The sequence below is a fragment of the Pseudanabaena minima str. Chao 2107 genome (genome assembly GCF_051131155.1).
GTDB classification, from domain to species: domain Bacteria; phylum Cyanobacteriota; class Cyanobacteriia; order Pseudanabaenales; family Pseudanabaenaceae; genus Pseudanabaena; species Pseudanabaena minima.
The window spans coordinates 5,265,298-5,282,915 of the sequence record NZ_CP159508.1; the positions used below are offsets into that span (position 1 = coordinate 5,265,298).

General features: G+C 41.9%; 20 protein-coding genes. 4 read left to right on the forward strand and 16 right to left on the reverse strand.

Going from position 1 to position 17,618, the window contains the following annotated elements; genetic code table 11:
* Positions 1 to 96 precede the first annotated feature (96 nt).
* Together ABM313_RS23700 and ABM313_RS23705 are read right to left on the reverse strand one after the other, a co-directional pair.
* Positions 97 to 1,608 carry an ATP-binding protein gene (locus tag ABM313_RS23700; RefSeq protein ID WP_434685587.1) on the reverse strand — a complete coding sequence of 504 codons (1,512 nt, stop codon included), beginning with the start codon at positions 1,606 to 1,608 and terminating at the stop codon, positions 97 to 99.
* A gap of 71 nt (positions 1,609 to 1,679) precedes the next feature.
* Positions 1,680 to 2,300: a hypothetical protein gene (locus ABM313_RS23705; protein ID WP_434685588.1), complete on the reverse strand. Its 621-nt coding sequence runs from the start codon at positions 2,298 to 2,300 to the stop codon at positions 1,680 to 1,682.
* A 130-nt stretch (positions 2,301 to 2,430) separates the two neighbouring features.
* On the opposite strand from ABM313_RS23705, the gene ABM313_RS23710 reads away from it, so the two are divergent.
* On the forward strand, positions 2,431 to 3,402 hold the full coding sequence (locus ABM313_RS23710) for a histone deacetylase family protein (protein WP_434685589.1): 972 nt from the start codon (positions 2,431 to 2,433) through the stop codon (positions 3,400 to 3,402).
* A 181-nt stretch (positions 3,403 to 3,583) separates the two neighbouring features.
* Here the strand turns inward: ABM313_RS23710 and rpsR are convergent, their stop codons facing one another.
* Together rpsR and rpmG are read right to left on the reverse strand one after the other, a co-directional pair.
* Positions 3,584 to 3,805, reverse strand: a complete 222-nt coding sequence (gene rpsR / locus ABM313_RS23715) for a 30S ribosomal protein S18 (RefSeq protein ID WP_055074037.1) — start codon at positions 3,803 to 3,805, stop codon at positions 3,584 to 3,586.
* A 44-nt stretch (positions 3,806 to 3,849) separates the two neighbouring features.
* Complete coding sequence (rpmG, locus tag ABM313_RS23720) at positions 3,850 to 4,044, reverse strand: 50S ribosomal protein L33 (protein ID WP_009629301.1); 195 nt, start codon at positions 4,042 to 4,044, stop codon at positions 3,850 to 3,852.
* Positions 4,045 to 4,493: 449 nt separating this feature from the next.
* Between rpmG and ABM313_RS23725 the strand changes: the two genes are divergently transcribed.
* Positions 4,494 to 5,531: a Rieske 2Fe-2S domain-containing protein gene (locus ABM313_RS23725; RefSeq protein WP_434685591.1), complete on the forward strand. Its 1,038-nt coding sequence runs from the start codon at positions 4,494 to 4,496 to the stop codon at positions 5,529 to 5,531.
* Between the two features lie 87 nt (positions 5,532 to 5,618).
* Here the strand turns inward: ABM313_RS23725 and ABM313_RS23730 are convergent, their stop codons facing one another.
* The 10 genes from ABM313_RS23730 to nblS all read right to left on the reverse strand — a co-directional run bounded on the left by ABM313_RS23730 (position 5,619) and on the right by nblS (position 13,278).
* Positions 5,619 to 6,653 carry a DUF3326 domain-containing protein gene (locus ABM313_RS23730; RefSeq protein WP_434685593.1) on the reverse strand — a complete coding sequence of 345 codons (1,035 nt, stop codon included), beginning with the start codon at positions 6,651 to 6,653 and terminating at the stop codon, positions 5,619 to 5,621.
* A 5-nt stretch (positions 6,654 to 6,658) separates the two neighbouring features.
* Complete coding sequence (locus ABM313_RS23735) at positions 6,659 to 6,913, reverse strand: Txe/YoeB family addiction module toxin (RefSeq protein WP_434685594.1); 255 nt, start codon at positions 6,911 to 6,913, stop codon at positions 6,659 to 6,661.
* Positions 6,910 to 7,161 carry a type II toxin-antitoxin system Phd/YefM family antitoxin gene (locus ABM313_RS23740; protein WP_142603209.1) on the reverse strand — a complete coding sequence of 84 codons (252 nt, stop codon included), beginning with the start codon at positions 7,159 to 7,161 and terminating at the stop codon, positions 6,910 to 6,912. The genes ABM313_RS23735 and ABM313_RS23740 overlap by 4 nt, the downstream gene beginning before the upstream one ends.
* A gap of 43 nt (positions 7,162 to 7,204) precedes the next feature.
* A complete protein-coding gene (locus ABM313_RS23745; protein ID WP_323262239.1) occupies positions 7,205 to 7,969 on the reverse strand; it encodes an ABC transporter ATP-binding protein in 765 nt (254 codons plus the stop codon).
* A gap of 72 nt (positions 7,970 to 8,041) precedes the next feature.
* Positions 8,042 to 8,302, reverse strand: coding sequence for a Txe/YoeB family addiction module toxin (locus ABM313_RS23750; RefSeq protein ID WP_190577984.1), 261 nt, complete (start codon positions 8,300 to 8,302; stop codon positions 8,042 to 8,044).
* The gene (locus ABM313_RS23755) at positions 8,299 to 8,553 is read right to left on the reverse strand and encodes a type II toxin-antitoxin system Phd/YefM family antitoxin (protein WP_190577983.1); all 255 of its coding nucleotides are present in this window, start codon (positions 8,551 to 8,553) and stop codon (positions 8,299 to 8,301) included. The genes ABM313_RS23750 and ABM313_RS23755 overlap by 4 nt, the downstream gene beginning before the upstream one ends.
* A 79-nt stretch (positions 8,554 to 8,632) precedes the next feature.
* On the reverse strand, positions 8,633 to 10,093 hold the full coding sequence (locus ABM313_RS23760; RefSeq protein WP_323262241.1) for a type I restriction endonuclease: 1,461 nt from the start codon (positions 10,091 to 10,093) through the stop codon (positions 8,633 to 8,635).
* Between the two features lie 152 nt (positions 10,094 to 10,245).
* Positions 10,246 to 10,500 carry a hypothetical protein gene (locus tag ABM313_RS23765; RefSeq protein WP_434685595.1) on the reverse strand — a complete coding sequence of 85 codons (255 nt, stop codon included), beginning with the start codon at positions 10,498 to 10,500 and terminating at the stop codon, positions 10,246 to 10,248.
* Between the two features lie 143 nt (positions 10,501 to 10,643).
* Positions 10,644 to 11,264 carry a Uma2 family endonuclease gene (locus ABM313_RS23770; RefSeq protein WP_434685596.1) on the reverse strand — a complete coding sequence of 207 codons (621 nt, stop codon included), beginning with the start codon at positions 11,262 to 11,264 and terminating at the stop codon, positions 10,644 to 10,646.
* A gap of 37 nt (positions 11,265 to 11,301) precedes the next feature.
* Positions 11,302 to 13,278 carry a two-component system sensor histidine kinase NblS gene (nblS, locus tag ABM313_RS23775; RefSeq protein WP_434685597.1) on the reverse strand — a complete coding sequence of 659 codons (1,977 nt, stop codon included), beginning with the start codon at positions 13,276 to 13,278 and terminating at the stop codon, positions 11,302 to 11,304.
* A gap of 70 nt (positions 13,279 to 13,348) precedes the next feature.
* On the opposite strand from nblS, the gene ABM313_RS23780 reads away from it, so the two are divergent.
* Together ABM313_RS23780 and radC are read left to right on the forward strand one after the other, a co-directional pair.
* Entirely contained in the window at positions 13,349 to 14,983 is a 1,635-nt protein-coding gene (locus ABM313_RS23780) for a hypothetical protein (protein ID WP_434685598.1), read from the forward strand.
* Between the two features lie 427 nt (positions 14,984 to 15,410).
* Positions 15,411 to 16,145: a RadC family protein gene (gene radC, locus ABM313_RS23785; protein WP_434685599.1), complete on the forward strand. Its 735-nt coding sequence runs from the start codon at positions 15,411 to 15,413 to the stop codon at positions 16,143 to 16,145.
* A gap of 188 nt (positions 16,146 to 16,333) precedes the next feature.
* Here radC and ABM313_RS23790 read toward each other — a convergent pair whose 3' ends face one another.
* Together ABM313_RS23790 and ABM313_RS23795 are read right to left on the reverse strand one after the other, a co-directional pair.
* Complete coding sequence (locus tag ABM313_RS23790; protein ID WP_434685600.1) at positions 16,334 to 16,795, reverse strand: Spy/CpxP family protein refolding chaperone; 462 nt, start codon at positions 16,793 to 16,795, stop codon at positions 16,334 to 16,336.
* Positions 16,796 to 16,913: 118 nt separating this feature from the next.
* Positions 16,914 to 17,342: a DUF2203 domain-containing protein gene (locus ABM313_RS23795; protein WP_434685601.1), complete on the reverse strand. Its 429-nt coding sequence runs from the start codon at positions 17,340 to 17,342 to the stop codon at positions 16,914 to 16,916.
* Positions 17,343 to 17,618: the final 276 nt, after the last annotated feature.

The window sequence follows — 17,618 nt, forward strand, 5'->3', positions numbered from 1 at the left end:
TGTGAGATTTAATTACTGATTAATTTCTAAATAAGACCAAAATAAAAATTGCGACTCCATCTTAACAAAAGAAAACAAACAATGACATTAGCAGAATCACTGAGAAAGTTTAACCTTAATCACAAAATAGAAAGTTGCACCTTGAGTAACTAGCTCGGACTGCCATTTTGATGGCGGCTTACCACCAACTTTTCCAAAACTTTCAACCCAGATTGTTCCTCCCATTAGCTCAGCTAACCGCTTACTAATCGCTAACCCCAGACCAGTACCGCCATATTTACGACTAATCGAATTATCGGCCTGCATAAAAGCTTGAAATAAATTGGTAATGCGATCGCCTGTAATGCCAATTCCTGTATCCGTCACTGCAACTTGAAGCTCATATTGATCTTTTTGATCTTCTGCAAATAAGTGATGACCACTAACTACAACTGACACAGTACCTTGGGGGGTAAATTTAATCGCATTCCCAATAATATTGATAAGAATCTGACGGAGACGAGTGATATCACCAATAACATTTGAAGGGACATCGGGATGAATCTTATATTGCAAACTAATCCCCTTATCTCTAGCCTGACCATTTAATAAATGACAAGCTGATTGAAATACATCTGCTAAGGCGTATTCTCTCTGCTCTATTTTCAACATGCCCGACTCAATTTTAGAGAAATCAAGAATATCGTTGATAATCGTTAAAAGAACATCACCACTTTCTATAATCGTCTGCACAAAGTCCTGTTGGTCTTCTGTGAGTTCAGTCGTTGAGAGTAACTGCGCCATCACCAACACTCCATTCATCGGTGTGCGGATTTCATGACTCATATTGGCAAGAAAATCACTCTTAGCCTTAGTGGCGGCTTCGGCGGCTTCCTTTGCCTGTGCTAGGGCAATTTCTGAGAGTTTACGCTCCGTGATATTCCGTGATATTTGAATAACCGTATCTTCAGATAAAGGAGAAATATTGGAAGCAAACCATACCTCTTTACCATCAATCTCTAGCTTGTAATCACAACCAATAACTTGTTTAGTGAGTAATGCCTTTTGAATAGTTTGTAAAATAATATTTGCGGCTTCTTCTGGTAGTTCCTCATGGATCGGCTTGCTGAGAACTTCTTCACGAGTCCCTTTTAAGTTCACATTTTGGGTTTTCGCTATTTTGAGACAACGTCCTTCGCGATTGCGAACTAGCACCACATCAGTCATCGCGCCAAGGAGGATACTCTGCTCGATATATGCAGCTTTGAGTTGAGCTTGACTATCTCTCAAGTCAAGTTCAACTTGTTGATGTTTGCTAGTCTCTTTATTACTAGGAGTATTTTGTAAAGAATCTTTATTAGTTCCAGATAAACCTAAATGCGATTGGTTAATCCATCGCAGCATCAAGGCTCCTAGCGCTATTGCTCCAATTAGGGGTAACCCAAACAGCAGAGTTATTGAATTAGGCGTAAATAGAATCTCTGGTATTGCTTCACTGAAATGATAAGTTAAGTAATTAATAGCTGTCCATGTGACGAAAAGCTGCAATACACAAGGTATTAGCAACAGCCAATAGATGGATATGTTGCGTTTTGGGAAAGAAGATTTACGAAAGCCGTGAGAAGACATTTAGATTTGTGCTAGGGGTTTCCCTTGCCTTTTATTATGGCAGGGCATTGCATTTTTATCAAAACAGGGGATTAGGCTGGACGTACAAACCATAAACTGCGTTTGCCGTCATGGGAAATACAATCTAGGATTAAGTCTTTGACCCTAATCGGTAAGCGTCCACTCCTACGAGATCGCCTTAAACTACTGGGAGAACATTCCAAAATCTTGGCAATCTCTGTAGTTGTCCAGAGTCTAGTAAACAAGTCATCGGGAAAAGCAGACATACTTTCTGCTAGTTCTTTCCAAGCCTGAACATAAATTTCTGTTGCATCAGTATGCTGGATTATGGTTTCGTTGTCATTGCTATTGTCTATCTCTACTAGAGCTGGCGGTCTTGGATCTAATTCGCCAAAAATGTCAGTGTCAATATAAACTTGAACATTAAAGATGTCATCCCAACTTTTGAGAAAATCTTCCTCATTTTCTACTGCTAAATCATTTTCAGTACTTGCTAGAGAATGCTCTTTTAAAAATGGTTGTTCACTACCTCTTTTGACTGTAGCGATCAAATTTTCTAGGGAAGCGATTATATGCTTTTGGTTATGGTTTTTATAGAGATTGATTATCTCTTGGATCGACAGGGCAAGCTCTTTTGGTACGGCTAGCATCTCTACGTCTGGTTGCTGTGTTGGCTGTAAGGGATCGACCACAGGAAAGACCCAACTAAAATTGTTGTGGAACTATAAAAGATTTCAAACAAATCCACGATTTTAAAAGTATAACGCTAGTCTCTATGGAGACAACAACTATTCACTGATTTGTCGATCAGCAAAAGCACGTATGTTTGCAAATCCCCCTCTAATTTCACAAAAAAATACTAATAAATTCCCGATAATTTATTCTGAGAGTTTTCTAAATCATGACACTGGTATTTATCATCCTGAAAAAGCGGGTAGGCTTACAGCCATAGTTGAGGCTCTTAAAAATTCAGCGATCGCCTCGCAATTGGTTTGGCGAGAACCGACTTCGATTAACTCACGATATAAGTCAGGAATGGACATCCTCCAAGAAGTTAGTCGCTTTCATACATCAGAATATATCAATGCTTTGCAGCAACTTACCGATCACGGTGGCGGCTATATCGATGGGGACACGATCGCCTCACCCCAGACCTATGAAGTAGCGCTATTAGCGGTTAGTGCATGGCTAGATGGTGTTGATCTAGTCCTTGAGTCTGGTCGTCCCGCCTTTGTCCTAGCCCGTCCCCCCGGACATCACGCCCGCGCTCAGTCAGGAATGGGTTTTTGCATTTTTGGTAATGCGGCGATCGCAGCGATGTCAGCTTGCGATCGCTTAAATCTAGATCGCGTCGCCATCCTCGATTGGGATGTACATCATGGCAATGGCACACAGGAAGCAGTCTGGGATCGTCCTGATATTGCCTATGTGTCCACCCATCAAGCGCCGTTTTATCCAATGACAGGTCGCAAGGATGAGACAGGCGCTCACGGCAATATTTTGAATATTCCCATGCGATCTGGTTCGGCAATGCCTGAATATTTACCTGTGTTCGAGCATCAGATTATGCCATTCCTACGCAACTTTAACCCTGATCTACTAATTATCAGTGCAGGTTTTGATGCTAATGCTGATGATCCTTTGGCAAGTATTTTGCTCAAGCCAGAGGATTTTGGAGTTTTTACTAAGCTCTGTTTAGAGATTACTCCCAAAATTTTATTTGGTTTAGAAGGTGGCTATGACTTTAATAGCCTATCGCGATCGGTTATTAGTGTCATCGAGCAGTGTCTCTAGCAAGTGGTGGTGCTTCGCGCCGCCACTTGTTCCTTGGGAATAGCGTTGCGGCGCTTCGCGCCGCAACGCTAATTTTTGGGTTGGACGGGAGTAGCTACAAAAAAGGTAGTGGCAATTCATGAATTGCCACTACCTTTTTTTGTAGACGTAAATATAGAAGACGCTTTGTGTCTTGAAATTTTTAGCCTTCTTTGTTGATGAAGGGCAACAAAGCAACTACACGAGCTTGCTTAATCGCGGTGGTCAATGCACGTTGCTGCTTTGCAGTTAAACCTGTAATACGACGAGGCAAAATCTTGCCGCGTTCGGTGATGTACTTACGCAGTAATTCGACATCTTTATAGTCGATTTTGGCAGCAGGCGCGATCGGAGAGAGGCGCTTACGATAAAAAGAGGAGTTCATTGCCATGATTGGGATTACGCGGTTTTGGTGATTAGATTAATGGACTATTTGATTTCTTTGTGAACGGTATGAGAGTTGCAATGAGGGCAGAACTTTTTGAGTTCTAATCTTGCAGTGGTATTACGACGATTTTTCATAGTCGTATAACGAGAGACACCAGGCGATCGCTTATTGGCATTGGTGCGACATTCGGTGCACTCTAGCGTAATAACGAGACGGACACCTTTGTTTTTAGCCATTTTTTTAGTTGTGAGATTACTTAAAAGTGCGATCTACAAGTATTACACAGAATCACCCCACTTCTACGCCCACTAGAAAATTATTATCAAAAACTTGGGCGATCGCAATAACTAATACCAAATCACAAAATGGCTACGCCATTTTGTGATTTTAAAACCCTTACTGGATTTAGTTTTTAATTCCCAAAAGTGTAGCCACACTTTTGGGAATTGGTATAACGTCAGTTTGGCTTAAGCTGGCAAATTTTAAAAACCAAAAGTAAAAGGCTTGCTAAGCAAGCCTTTTACTTTTGGTTTTTGAGAGAGGCTTTGCGTAGCAAAGCCTCTCTCAAAAACTGTTTTAAATTATCCCGAACTCGCGTTAACTAGATTCGTGCAAAGTTATACAGAATAAAACTTTGGTGCGTTGTAACGTCAATTTTATAGAATTAGACACAAGAGTGATATTTATGGTAGCAACCAAAGAAGTATCTTTGCCACGCAATTGTACGTTCAGCCCAACTGATTGGCAAGCGCTTGCGCCCTTCTGGTATCCTGTTGCATTCTCCCATGAAATCACAGCCGAAAAGCCCTATGGCACGCATCTCTTAGATGAGAGATTGGTGATTTACCGAGTTTCCGATGGTTCGATTATCGTTGCTAAAGATCTATGCTTGCATCGTGGTGCGCCGTTAAGTTTGGGTTGGATTGAAAACGATCGCCTCGTTTGCCCTTACCACGGAGTGCAATACGACTGCGATGCTAAATGTGTCTTTATTCCTGCTCAGCCCGATGCCACAATTCCATTAAGACTTAGGCTCAAGACTTATCCAGTGATGGAACGCTATGGGTTAGTTTGGACAAGATTGATTGACAATGGTGAAGTGCCATTTCCTGAATTAGCTGAATGGGAAGATCCAGATTACATTCAGGTATTGCCCAATTCTGTGGATTTGGATGCAGCCGCAGGGAGACAGGTGGAAGGATTCTTAGATGTCAGTCACTTTGCTTTTATCCATGCTAAGTCTTTTGGAGAAAAGGATAATCCTGAAGTACCAGACTATACCATCGAGCAAACAGACTCTGGATTCAAAGCCGACTATATCAGTACTGTTAGCAACTATGCTCATGGCATGAAGCATTTAGCTCCACCTGATTTTTTGTGGCGCAGACTATTTGAGTTGTTTGTTCCATTTACCGCCAAGTTAACCGTTTTCTTTCCCCATGGCAAACTGCACGTTCTCAATGCAGCCTCGCCAATTTCAGCACGGAAAACGCGATTGTTCGTACCAATTTGTCGCAACTTTGATAAAGATGCACCTCTACAGGACACGCTTGATTTTAATGATCAGGTGTTCTATGAGGACAAAGCGATCGTTGAGGAGCAATGGCCAGAGGATTTGCCTATTTGCCTTGCTGATGAGGTACATATTGCAGGCGATAAAAGCTCGATCACTTTCCGTAAAAAGCTAGCCGCGATCGGCTTAGGTAAATCTTTCACTTCGTAGTTAAAGAAATAGCGGTGCTTTGCGCCACTATTTCTTTAATTGAAACCCATAAGGTTGCGCCCCTTCGGAGCGCAACCTTATGGGTTTCTAATTCCGTAAGCTGCGAGGATTAATTCCTGCTTTCATTGCGGTTAAAACCCCGATCGCTTCCCAATAATTTTCAACTACAACACCTTTTAATCCCAACATCTCAGGAGTAACATTTAGTCCTGTTTGATTTTCCTTCACAAAAATAGTTTGCACATGGGGTAATGGATTTAGTGCTAGTAATCCTGCACCACCGCAAGCACTGTAGGGAGTAACGATCGCATCAATCCGATCAGCCGTAATATCATCAGCATTAAATAAATTAGGCGATGTCATAATCCTTGGCGCACGACTTAGCCCGACTAGCACACAGGGTAAAAAGGTATAGCCCAACTCCTCGGCGGCAGCGCGAGGCGACACACTTGGATCGAGGGGCAAAGGTTGTAAAGCTGGTGCATGGGCGCAGGGTATGGCAAACTCCCTCACGATCGCATGGCTAATTACGGCTTCGGCTCCTGCGAGAGCATCAACACCTTTACCTTGGCGATAGTTTTGTAAGGCTTCGCTATCAGGATCGTCGGGAAATCTAGCGACAACGGCGATCGCTTCTACTTGAGAAACTTTAATTAACTTCTCGGCGGCTCTCAGTAAACTATCGAGATTGGCGATCGTTCCCCATGTCGCACCCGAATCTCCTGATCGCAGTTCCACACCCAGATCGTGATCGGTAACTAGTACATCAGTAATATTTAAACCTAATGTTGCCTGTGCTGCTGATATTGCTTGACGATGACGCAATTCTAAATCTGATTCCATACCGCGATCGAGGATTACGCCAATACGATTAGCTCTTACAGGACGTAATCCCCAGTCTCCCTTTGCCATGCGATCAATCGCATAGCCTTCGGTGTATAAAACATTGGGCATCGACCAATATAAACTCGCGCCGTTTAAGACATTGGGATGCGTAATTAAGTTGTCAGCAACTGATGCGATCGCTCTCGCCACTGGCAAGGCATCCCCCGCATAACCGCCAATAGAGGCATTAATGCCAGTAGGTACTAGTAGTAAGACATTAAAAGATTGTAGCTGCATGAAATTCAGTAATGATAACGAAGTTGAGCAACTAGCAAAGAATCAGTTTCTGCTTTGTAAATAATGCGATGCTCGTCAGTAATACGTCTTGACCAATATCCCGAAAAGCCATGTTTTAAGGCTTCAGGCTTGCCAATGCCTTCGTAGGGAGTTCGTTGAATTTCTTTGATTAACGTATTAATGCGTTTGAGGATTTTGGGATCGGTACGTTGCCAGTAAAGATAGTCTTCCCATGCATCGTCAGAAAAAATTATCGTCATTCGACAAGTTCTCTCTGCTTGCCCTTGCCAGATTCTAGATCGGCGATCGCCCTAATTAACCTCTGAGCATTCTTTGGGCTACGCAACAAATAGGCTGTTTCTGCAAGAGCTTCGTAGTCCTCAAGTGACATAATCACTACTGAATTTTGATTTTGACGGGTCACAATTACAGGATCGTGATCATCACAAACCTTCTCTAAGGTTTTCGCAAGATTATTGCGGACATAGGTATAAGTAACTGCATTCATAACTAGTCACCTAGTGATTATATGTACAGTACATTGTACATATCTATGAGCCTAAATATGCCTCTAAGACTTTAGGATCGCTTTGAATTTCTGCGGGTGAGCCATCAGCGAGGTTGTGACCTTCGGCTAAAACCCAGACGCGATCGCATAGGGACATAATCACATCCATATTGTGTTCGATAATCAAAAAGCTCAAGCCTTCTTGATTTAACTTGTGGATCAGGCTACAAATTTCTTCAATCAAAGCAGGATTTACTCCCGCCGCAGGTTCATCAAGCAGAATCAATTTAGGATCGGTCATTAAGGCGCGGGCAATTTCTAATAATTTGCGCTGACCACCTGACAGGCAACCTGCATAATCATCCGCCATCCTGATTAAGCCGACTGATTCAAGAATATGTCTCGCTTTCTCGCGATTTTCCCGTTCTTGCACTGCAATTTTTTGACCCTGAAACCAAGTATTCCAAAACTTTTCGCCCACTTGATTCTGTGCGGCTAGCAACATATTTTCTAGCACTGATAATCGCGACAGGACTCGAGGCACTTGAAAGGTGCGAATCATGCCGAGTTTGGAGATCGCATGGGGTGGTTTGCCTTGAATTGGCATTCCGTCAAATTGCACTGTGCCGCGATCGGGCTTCAGAAAGTTTGATAGCAATCCAAAAAATGTGGTTTTTCCTGCCCCATTGGGACCAATTAATCCTGTGATGCTTCCTGCTGGTACTTCAATGCGGGCATTGCTTACGGCATGAATACCGCCAAAGGATTTTGAGATGTTTTCAGCTTTAAGTATTGGGGCGATCGACATAGATTTCGATAGTTAGCAGTTGACAATAATCTGATGAGTTGAGTCGTTAATAAACGATACCCCCGAAAAGGTCTAGTCTTTGTAATGAAATCGACAACCCACAATAACTATACTGTCCTCTGATACTTCATAAACCAGTCGATGTTCGGTGTTAATACGTCTCGACCAATAGCCTGAGAGGTTAGCTTTTAATGGTTCTGGCTTACCAATCCCTTCAAGGGGAGTCCGCAAAATTTCTTTAATTAGAGTGTTGATTCTTTTTAAGAGTTTTTTATCAGTTTCCTGAAACCATAAATAATCGTCCCAAGCTTCTTCTGTAAATGTGAGCTTCATTCTTCAATTAACTCTCTCTCAGTGACTTTTCCTGCTTTTGCTGATTGAATTGAGCCGAGAAGACGTTTTGCATTAACAGGATTTGATAATAAATACAATGTTTCTTGCCATGATGAAAATTCGTCTAGCGAAATTAAAATAGCTTTGTTGCCTTTGTCATTACAAATAATTGTTGGTTGCACATTATCAATCACGCGATCGATCAAGCCATCTAAATCATGGCTTGCTTGCTGAGTAGTCATTGCGTCCATTTTTCCCTCCTATATATACTTGCTGATTAGTTAGACAATAGCGAGTAAATTTTGCGATCTTAGGTTCAAAATATAATTTTTACTTAGGTAATAGACCAAAAGCTTCTTTGATATTTTTAGAATATTTAAAAATATCGTCAATACTTGAAATTTCCTTTCTAGAAGCTTGATGAGGATAAAAGCTAATATACTTTTTCTGATTATTCAACCACAGTCTACATATACATTTTGTCGTTTTCTTATCAAAAAGTATATTGAAATAATTAACTGTGTCTGTATAACTAATCTTGCTAAGATCAGCAACTTCACTCAAAATCGACTTAACAATATAAAATGCTTCAAGTTCTTCTTGAGTGGTTTCGATTTCGCTACTTTTGGACTCAACAGGATCAGATTCAAAGTTACTATTTTCAGGAGGATTAACAAAATTAGAGGGATTGCTATCCTCAATTACTGATTGAAACTTATCCTTGACCCATTCATTCAAAAACTGATTGAGGGAACGTTTTACAATATCAGAAAACTTGTTTACTACAGCCTGAGTCTTAACTCCATCATACAAAGGTTCTGGGGTTCCATAGCCTAGAAAGAATTTTATAAATTCTGGCGAAGGCTCAGCAAACTGTTCTGCGATGATCTTTTTAATCTCATTAGTGTATTTTAAATCACTAGCATTATCTTTCAAGTCATTAGGTTGAAAAATAGACTTAGAAAACTTTCGTAGTTCGGCAATATCCCCTTCCTGATGCTCTAACATATTGAACTCAAAAAACGGCTTTGAGTCCATAATGTTGACTTTTTCGATATCAGTGAAGAATTTATAAATAACTCCGTTAGTTAGTAATCCAAATCTGGCATGAGTTGCATTGAAATATAAAAACAACTGAGCAATATTGTGAGGTTTGTTTAGATTTTCCCCAATAGATTTACATTCGATAAGTATTATTGGCTTTTCATCACGCAAAATTGCGTAGTCAACTTTTTGCCCCTTAACATCAGGAGCATCTGCTCCAAATTCAGGATAAACTTCCATCGGATCAGAAGTGTCATACCCAAGTGTTTGTATTAAAGGGACGATCAAAGCGCTTTTAGTTGCTTGTTCATTATTTTTAAGCATCTCCGAATCTTTGAGCCTTATAACTTTCTCGCTCACAGTTCTAATTTGCTCAAAAAACTCTAAAGGCACTTTACCCGAATAAGAACTTGCAGGAGCAGGAGGTTTAGATTCAGGTTCTTGTTTAGGATTATCTATTTGTAAAGACATATTCCATGCCGCAGCTTGAGTATTTAACTTTCTGCCATAGATAGCAAATTTATTGAGCAGACTCAGATTTAATTTACTGATCTCCTGTTGCACAATAGGGAAAAAAGCTTTTTGTTCTGGAGCTTCTGCTGCTTCCAGAAGAATAGGATAAACGTCTCCCTTGGGATTCATTAATTTTATAGTTACGCCTTTAGGTTGTAACACGCGATTCAGATTGCTATATACCAGCTTTAATTCATTTTGGATAGCGCTATCTGGCGGAGTTGCTTGAGACATGACAATTTAGCTAGAAATTTTAACTTATAGACAATTCTAGCGCTTAATATCACACTATATAATCCCAAAAAATCCCATTTTTTCTCGTTAGTTTGGTTAATGTGTCTTTTAGCGAGTATTTATTGACATGGGATAATCCCCTACTCAACTTTTTACTGTGGCTTCTTTGTCCGAGGTTTCTTTGTAGAGATTTTTTGTAATTTTTGGATTTGTTTTAGGGTTAGCCCAGTTAACTGAGCCACTAAATCTGGAGACATATTAGAACGCAACATATTGAGCGCAATTTGGTTAGTCGCTTCAACCTTGCCCTTAGCTAACCCCTCAGCTTTGCCTTTAGCTAAACCTTGAGCTTCTCCTTTAGCTAAACCTTCGCGCAAAATTTCTTGATAAACTACTGACTCTTCCATGATCTCACTCCTGAGTAACCTTTGAATTACTTCATGATCTAATGCTAACCCAGAGATAATTGCTGTGGCAGCAGCGACATTACAAGACCGTCATCGCCAGAACAGGAGCATCGCAATTTTTATAAACGAACAATATGTCTACCCTACAATTGAGAGCTATCAAGAAAATCAACATTTTCGTAGAGGGCAGATAAGGGGAATTGGAGATCGATGCTAGTTATCTGAATAAGAGGATCATCTTTCTCAAAAGTTGTCTGCTCGATCGCTATAGACTGATATTCCCAAGCACGATCACTATGTCTTTGATAAACTTCGATACTAGGACGCTCTGAGTCGATCAGGATATAGGCTTGTAGCGTATCGATCGTCATATAACTTTGCTGCTTAATACCGCGATCGCGTGCTTCGGTGGTAGGAGACAAAACTTCCGCAATCAGCACAGGATATTGCAAAAAATCACGGGAGAAGCGATCTCGATCGTCACAGGAAACGACCACATCAGGATAATAATATTTCCGAGATCTAACAAGAACTTTAGCATCGCTGATCGAGATCTTGCATCCTTTTCCACGCAAATGAGCAAGCAGCAATGCTCCTAAATTAAGAGGAATTTGGCTATGAGGGATTGTGCCGCCTGTCATCGCAATGATTTTCCCGTTTTCATATTCATATTTTTCTTCTTGCTGACTTTCCCAAGCAAGATACTCGTCGGCAGACATGATGATTTGATGATCTTCTTGAATTAACTGTGGTTGAGCAATCATCAACTTAATCTCCTAAAACAACATTTAGTCACTATTCCTAAACCGTCATCGCCTGAACAGGAGCAGTGATCGCGCCAGCTACTGGTAACTCACAACGATCTTGATACACGCTTAAGTCAAACCAGAAAGTCGTACCCACACCAACCTCACTCTTGATATGAATCGTACTGTGATGTTTTTCGATAATGTTGCGGACAATCGATAAACCTAAGCCAGTACCTTCGAGAGTATGTACCTTATCCTCGACGCGATAAAAACGATCAAACACGCGATCGCAATCTTCTGCAGGAATACCATGTCCTGTATCCTCCACCTCGACACGTATGTAATTAACGGTGCGATGGGGCTGAGTTGTGGTTTGATCTTGCCAAGGATAAATCCGAATCGTGACTTTGCCGCCCATATCCGTAAATTTCAGAGCATTGCCAACTAAGTTAGATAACACTTGCAAAATCAAATCATAATTGCCCCAGATTCTCTCCAAATCTGGTGCAATTTCATGAATTAGCTCAATCCCTTTAGATGAAGCATTGAGTTTATACGTTCTTACTGTTTGCTCAACAGTCTCTGATAGATCGATCGCCGAGAAATGATATTGACGACCTGACTCTAATCGAGATAGATCCAGCACATCATTAACTAGACGGGTAAGGCGATCGGTTTCGTTATTTGCTGTACCGAGAAATTCTTTTTTCTGATCTTCGCTCAGTTCATCACCATACTCGTGCAAAGTCTCGATAAAGGACTTGATATTAAATAAAGGCGTGCGTAACTCATGGCTAACATTGCTGATAAAGCGACTTTGCGCCGCATTTAGTTCCACCTCACGGGTGATGTCCTGAATCGTGATCGCAATCCCCTTAATGGCATTACTAGAACTTAAGACACTGGTAATCCAAATCCGAAAGGCATGGGCTAGCACGGAATCCCCCTTATCGCCCGATGCCATAATCCGAAATTCGCCCCCCTCACGATCGCCTGTGGCAATCTGCATCAGCGATCGCCCTAATTCGTCACTAAGACGCTCAGGCAGAATATTCAAAATGCTTTTGCACTTCCAGTCACCCTTGATCGGCTCTTGATCCCAACCCATAATCTTGATTGCCGCAGGATTGGCAAGCACAATCCGCATATCTGAGTCGAGTAATAAAGCCCCATCGGCGATCGTCGATACTAGAGTTTCGAGCTTTGCCTTTTCGGCGGTCAATTCCTCAATATTCTGCTCTTCATACTTTTTGAGTCGTTGCGCCATGTCATTAAAGCTGCGAATTAATTCCCCCAATTCACCACCAAAGGGCAAGTCGATACGTTGTTTAAAGTTGCCACTAGCAATATTTTGTACCCCAGCCACCAATTCCCGCAACGGTCGTGTAATCGTTACCGAATTTGATGCTGCCCCCAAAATTACCATCGCCCAAATTGATACAAACACGGCTGTAGTCACATCTAGCGTTAAGCTCGATGAAGCAACCGCTGTGGGATTAGGGTTAATCCCGATCGCAATGATCCCTAACGATTTGCCTTCATGCTGCAAATTTACAAATATGTCCGTAACTTCACCCTGTGGCGTAATATGCTGCCTGACCAAAGGGCGATCGGGACGTGTCATTGGATCTTCAGGTAGCTGAATACGTCGCCTGATGCTTAAAGAATTTTTGACTTCATTAGAGTTAAACGGAATCCCGTAAAAAATCTCGCCATCGGGATCGGCATAGAGAATGTAGCGAATGCTAGAGCTACTATCATAAAATTCTTTAGATAGGCGAGTTACTTCCTGAAGATCGTTTTTGGCTACTAAGGGGGCTACATTAGCGGCAAGCAGTAACCCCAAATCTTTGCCAAAGCGCGTATCATTGAGGCGAGCATCGGTCTGAATATCGTTAACTGCCCAAAAAGTGACAGCACTCATCAGCAAAGAAACTAATAGTGTTATCAAAGCCATTAGCTTGGTTTGCAATGAAAATTCTGTCCACCAACGTTTGGGGGTATTGTAAATTTGAAGCAAAAAGTTCATCTTTTTGTAGTCATTTGGTTGGATATTGTTGGATATTTGTTGGATATTTGTGTGGCTTTTCGTTTAATATGTGCGATCGAAACGCAAGGATGAGGATCTCAAGATGGATGAGGCTAGCATTGTCAATGCGATAGAGGCAGACCTTCAAAACTATAAGGTAAAAACCCAAATCCGCCGCAAAGAATCTCAATTACATGTTCTGATCACCAGAGCAGATGGTGATGATGTTGACTATGCCTCTCTCTATGATATTGTGAAACGCCGTATTGATAAGCTACCTATCGAGGGGGCAGATAGCTTAGTTGTATATGGCAGGTTGTCTGGGGCTAAGCATCCAGAGTGGCACAAAACAGCAGATATTAAGCCACCTTTACCATTAATTGAACTTGATCTTGAAGAACTAGAAGAATTCGGCGATATTGGCGCAGTTGAAAACTTGTCATTTGAAAGTGATGAGACAGAGATTCAAAACGCAAATCTTGAATCGGAGATTCCTGATGACTTAAAAAGTTTTAAGAGTAGTATCGAAAATGATCTAAAAACAGCCGCTAATAAAGCAGTGCTTGATCAGGATGTACAGAATCAATCTGCTCATGCTCCTGACGAAATTAACGATAGCAAGAATGCGGATTTTGATTTAGGCAATCTCGACTTGCAATCACTTAATTTAGATAGCCTCCCGCAAAATGCTTTTGAGCTAGTAGCTTTTGATAAAGATCCTTTTGAAGTAAATGGTCAAGAGTCAAAACCGCGATCGCCCGTAGAACAGAAGCAAGCTTGGACAGATAAGGATGAAGACTTTAACTTTGATTCTCCAACTGTGGCAGCGGTACCAATGCCATTACCTCCACCGCCGCCCACAGTCAGACGCACTCCTAAAAAGTCTGACCCTCCTGTCGAAATGGAAGAACAGGAGCCGATCAAAACTGCTTACCCTAGAGATAAGTCATTAATGTTCTCTGTGGCTTTTGGTGCTGTAGCGATCGTCATTGTCGGCATTTGTGGCTGGCTAATATGGGAGCGTTCTACCCAGCAACAATATCTAGCCAACGCAAGAAATTTTAGCAACCAAGATATTAATCCCAAGAAAATTACGAAGTTAGAAGCTCTGACTGGTACACGTAATCGTTTACAAACGATCATTTCGCAGTTAGAAGAAATTTCTGATCGACCTGCTTCGCTATATGCTGATGCTCAGGCTGAGCTAGCAACCCTGCGTCCAAAATTAGCCGAATTTGATCGCAAAATCAATGTCGAACAGGCGGCTAATAAAAATCTAGAATCCTCGAAAAATACAACGATTGAGGCGGCGAAGTTAACCCAAAATCCACCTCATAAGTCAACTGTTTGGAAATCTGCTCAAGAGAAACGGCAACAAGCTTTAAAACAGCTAGAAGAGATTCCCACTGACTCAGTGTTATACGGTGATGCTCAACAACGCATCAAGGCTTACCGTGCGGAATTAGTCCAAATTAGCAAATGGGTAGAAATCCAACAAAGGGCTGAGTCAGCAGCTAGTACGGTCAGTCCTGCTACGGTAAATCAGCTTAAACAGTTGAAGTCTAAAGCTCCAGAGAAGCAAAAGTTTTTACCTCAATGCCAAACTATTTTGCAACCCCAAGTTTCTAATGCTGAATCGCAGAGAACAGGATTTCCAATCCCTGCTTTGACTAGCTATCTATGTGCCTATTTCTGGGATTCATAGTATAGCTATCGCCATGCTTGTTAGGACATAAAAAACAAATAGTGTGAGGCAGCACTTCGCGCTGCCTCACACTATTTGTTTTTTGTTTTGTTCTGATACAGGTGACTATAGCTATAAGTTGTGAAGTTTTGGGCAAAGCATTCCCAAATTAACGTTAGTTCGACGAAGGCAGAAAATGGGAAGAATCGCTTAGCGATTCTTCCCATTTTCTGCCATTTGCGTCTTGCGAAGCACTCTGCAAATGGCTAAGTAGCTAGGCATAATTAATTACAAAGCAAAACCCGTAAAGTTGCGCCCCGCAGGGGCGCAACTTTACGGGTTTTGGTAATTTATTTTGCACATGTACTTATATCGAACTCACGTTATTTTTACTAACAATCGCGATAAAATACAGCAAATATTCTTTCAATAGTCGGTGCGACTTTAGATGACTTATTCTCTGCGAATTGTGGATATGGCTGAAAGCGATCGCCCCCGTGAAAGGTTACTCAGTCAAGGAGTTCGCAGTTTATCCAATGCAGAATTAATCGCAATTTTGTTAGGGACAGGGCAGGGCGCAGGTAAACTCTCAGCCGTGGGCTTAGGACAGCTAATTTTGCAAACCATTGGCAAAGATCGTACCAGCGATCCTGTAGCAGCTTTACAAACCGTCTCACCGCAAGAACTCATGCAAATAGAAGGAGTTGGTCCTGCCAAAGCAACCGCCATCTTAGCGGCGATCGAGCTAGGCAAGAGAGCACTCTATGCCAAGCCTCCCGATTTAACTGAAGTCACCGACCCATCGGTAGCCGCCGCCGCCCTCAGCCAAGACCTAATGTGGCAACCGCAAGAACGTCTCGCCGTAGTGATGCTCGATAATAAAAATCGGATTATTGCCCAGCGTATTATTACCATTGGTACAGCCACGGAAACCCTTGCCCATCCCCGTGATATTTTCCGTGAAGTTCTCAAAAGTGGTGCAGTGCGTTTGATCGTGGCGCATAATCATCCTTCTGGAAATACCAGCCCCAGTCCAGAGGATATTACGCTTACTCGTCAGTTGCTTGAAGCGGCAAGAATGCTCAGTATTCCACTCTTAGATCACTTGATTTTAGGAAATGGAACTTTTTCAAGTATTCGTGAAGTTTCGACATTATGGAAAGAAGTTCCCCAAGCAGAATAAAAAAGGAGCGCTTTGCGCTCCTTTTTTATTCTTTTGTAAATGAGTCTGCACTCATTTATAGCTATAGCCACCTGCATCAGGACAAATCAAAACCCAAATAATTTGAGGCGGCGCTTCGCGCCGCCTCAAATTATTTGGGTTTTATGTCCTAACAAGAATGGCGACAGATATACAAAACGCGATCATGATTAGCGAGGAGTACCTTGACGCATTGTGTCACGACGGGCTTGGCGTTGCTGTTTCATTTGCTCAAGTTGTTGTTGCTGAGCAGGAGTCAAGACGTTCTTCATTTGGGTCTTAGTATCTTCAGCGATCGCCTTCATCTGTTGCTTTTGAGCGTCGGTCAAATTGAGAGACTTCCGTACCCCCTTGCGATCGCCAGATTGACGAGCTTGTTCCATAATTGCGCGTTGTTCAGCAGTCAAAACAGCTTGGCTACGAGCTTTGGCACTTTCGCGAATAGACTTCATTTGTGCCTTTTGGGCTTCAGTCAAGTTCAACTGTTTCCAGCCTTCGCCTTGACGGGGCTTGCGTTTTTCAGTGATATTTTGAGTAGTATTTTGTGCAGCAACGAGATTTGGAACTGCTACGGCTCCTACGGCTACGGTTACACAAGCGATCGCCAACAAGCTTTTGATATTACGAAACATTTGATTTTCCCCTTTGTGAGAAGGCTTAATTATCTGTACGAGGGTTTTGACAAGCACCACGATCAAAAGGTTCAAAATTAAAAAAATAGATTTTCGGGCGCAGCCCAAATCTATTTTTTTAACTGGCACAACTTCTCAAAATTACGCCAATAATTATGCCTATCCCGACAAAACGAACAATCTGCCAAAATGGTTCACGAAAGCTACTCCAAGAGAGCAGACGACTTTCGAGATTGGCTTCGATTTGTTCAAGTTGCTCGCCTACTTCTTGTAATTGTTTGAGTAGCTCTTCTTTGTGAGGGCTAGGGGGTGCTTGCTTATTGCGAGAATTAGGTTTGCGGCGAATTTTTGAGTTGCTATGATGCTCTGGGCGATCGCCTGAAGTATCTTGAATTTGCGATCTGATTTCTTCTTGTTGTACTAGCAATTCCTGCTGTCTAACTGAGTCACGATGAACCTGTAGAAAACGCTGTTCGATTTCTTCTAATAATTCTTTAGTTTCTTTGAGTTGAGCTTCTACATCGCTCCAATCAGAAATTTCTGTCACAGCATCAATCTAATAAGTGGAATTTTATAAGTAGCTGATCATAATTAAGAAACTGTTTAAGAATTACTTTCTACGGTCAAAGATTCTAGGAGATCCCCCTCAATCCCCCTTATAAAGGGGGAAGAACTTAATTCTCCCCCCTTTATAAGGGGGGCTGGGGGGGGATCTAGACAGTTTTTAAAACCCAAAACTAGATTTTTCCCACCCACTGCACAGGCAGGGCGGGATTTTCAAGTTTAAGGTTACTTATGCTTAGCGATTTAGCAGAGCGTTGCA